Origin of the sequence: Bacillus marasmi (genome assembly GCF_902168435.1) — a bacterium.
Taxonomy (GTDB): Bacteria; Bacillota; Bacilli; order Bacillales; family Cytobacillaceae; genus Bacillus_BU; species Bacillus_BU marasmi.
In genome coordinates, this window is record NZ_LR656201.1 from 1 (window position 1) to 2,503 (window position 2,503).

General features: G+C 37.7%; 2 protein-coding genes and 1 pseudogene. All 3 read left to right on the top strand.

The features are described from left to right. On the top strand, nucleotides 1-1,121 hold a 1,121-nt coding region (locus tag FXW34_RS23515; RefSeq protein WP_147536288.1), incomplete at its 5' end, for a polymorphic toxin type 15 domain-containing protein. Between the two features lie 14 nt (nucleotides 1,122-1,135). Next, the gene (locus tag FXW34_RS22695; RefSeq protein WP_147536289.1) at nucleotides 1,136-1,690 is read left to right on the top strand and encodes a T6SS immunity protein Tdi1 domain-containing protein; all 555 of its coding nucleotides are present in this window, start codon (nucleotides 1,136-1,138) and stop codon (nucleotides 1,688-1,690) included. Between the two features lie 602 nt (nucleotides 1,691-2,292). Further along, nucleotides 2,293-2,503 (top strand): annotated as a pseudogene (locus FXW34_RS23655) (HNH endonuclease); the annotation flags it as partial.

Sequence of the window (2,503 nt, forward strand, 5' to 3'; positions counted from 1 at the left end):
TAATCTGCCCACCGGCTGGAATGGCGTTGGGAGCTGTATACGGTGCTTATGAATTGAGTTCAGCTGTGTCTGGAAAGGATTTAGTCTCAGGTCGGGAACTCGGCACATCTGAACGATGGGTGCGAGGACTGTTGGCGCCGCTCGATATTGTCCCAGGCGTCAGCGGCTTAACGAAATTCAGCAGCACCGTTCGTCTCGCAGGTGTTAGTGATAATATGGGAAAGCTTGGCTTAAGTTCCGGTGTGAAAGGTGGCGTCCAACAGGGAGCTACTTCTGGTATTAGTAACTTAGTAGAAACCGCATCCAAGTTTGGAACAGACCGCCTACGACGAGCAGAAGCAGCCTTCCAAAACGGCGCCAATATCGTGAAAAATAAGGTCATAAAAGATACAATAGAGGTAGCGCAAGTAGCGGATAAGGGGGTTGCCGGGTTAAGAAAATACCTCCATGTTCCCCGAGAAGAACCTGTATTAGCGGGATTTGGTCTTGCAGGAAAACCGCGAGATGTAATTGAAAATACACATACGATTGAAAATGGTGTTAAAATTTTATTTAACACGAGCGATGGAGTTAAGGTTGGTAGTGGGGGAACTAAGGGTGCGGGTAATGTAAAGAAATTAGACGATGTACCTAGAATTAAAGAAATTCAGGTTAATTTTAAAAGAAATGTAAAGCATGATTCCGAAGAGTTTGCAAGACAACTAAAAGACCAAGAAAAGGGAATGAATGAACTTACGGTTGAGGAGTATTTAAAAAATCGTGAGAAGTATCTTGAACATGGGCGTGCAATTGAAGGTAATGCCGCACAACAAGCTGCTAGAGAAAAGGCTTTAAATAAAAAGATAGAAGAATTATTTGAAAATGGTATGTCTTGGGAAGAAGCTGAGATAAAAGCAAATAGTTGGCTGAAGACGCAAGCAGCACTTCACAATCCAGACCAAATAGCTGGAGGTAATCCCCTAAATATTGGCGGTATGGGAGATAAAAGAATAAACTCATCAATTGGATCGCAATGGAAGTATAGAATAGATGTTATCGATGAAAAAATAGGCGAATTAGCTCAATTAATGAAACCTGAGCAACGAAAAAATACCTATTTAAATGTTAAACTTACATATTAGAGGAGGTTAGTAATTTGAACTTATTTAAAGATTTTAAGAAATTAAGTGAAGTAGAGGAATATACAATTAAGAAATATAAAGATTTGCTCCCATTAGAATTGATTGAAATATGGAAAACATATGGGTATGGTACATTTATGAATGGGTATTTAAAAATAATTGACCCGGATGATTTTATCACTTTAGTAAATGACACTTATTTAAGAAGACAAGGTACAATACCTATTTTAAGTACATCCATGGGCGATGTTATACTTTTTGAAAAGGATGAAAACCAAGAGTCCTATGTTGTAATGATTAACTACAGAAAAGGTAAAACAAAAGTGGTAGCTTCAAAATATTCCTTGTTTCTTAGATTTTTAGAGGAAGAGGCCTTTAGACAAAAGGCATTAGATTGGTTACCTTATCCAGAAGCAATTGAAAAATATAAAGAGCCAGAGTATGATGAGTGCTTTGGCTATACACCTTTACTAGGTTTAGGTGGAGCAGAAAAAGTAGAGAATCTAAAAAAAGTCAAATTGAAAGAACATATTCTATTTATTACTGAATTTATGGGACCAGTTAAGTAATAATCAGGAATATGTATTAGAATACCCTAACACTTGATTGCCTTTTAGGTAACGAGTGTTTTTTTTTTTAGAAATTTATATAGATGATATGAAAAATATTTTTGTACCCAGACGACATCTTCAGTGGTGACAATTTCTATGGTAAACGGCTGAAATTGGAATGGGTTCGAGGGCTGTTAGCACCGCTCGATATTGTCCCTGGTGTCAGTGGCTTAACGAAATTCAGCAGCACTGTTCGTCTCGCAAATGTCAGTGATAATATCGGGAAGCTGGGATTAAGTTCAAGTGTGAAGGGTGGCATCCAACAGGGAGCTACTTCTCGTATTAGTAACTTAGTAGAAACCGCATCCAAGTTTGGAACAGACCGCTTGAAACGTGCAGAGGCAGCGTTCCAAAACGGCGCCAATATCGTGAAAAATAAGGTTATAAAAGATACAATAGAGGTAGCACAAGTCGCGGATAAGGTGGTTACTGGAGCGAAAAACCTTAACCCACTTCGAATAAAGCTCGTGGAAGATACAATGGGCAATAAAGTATTAACTCATGATTTAGCCGTAAATACACATAGTATTGAAAATGGTTTAAGAGATTATGTAAGTAGGATTGAAGGGGTTAAGAGTAGTAGTGGCGGAAATAAGGGTACTCACATAGATATTTACCGTTCCGAAATTGATGAAGTAATAAAAAACGATTATGATATAAACGGAAATTTAATAAATAGGTCCATTGTTCCAAAAGGTTATGAAAGTGTGGAAGACTTTTTGAAAGTGGTAGATGATACAACAATTAAGGAATATGGTTATGATAGTATAG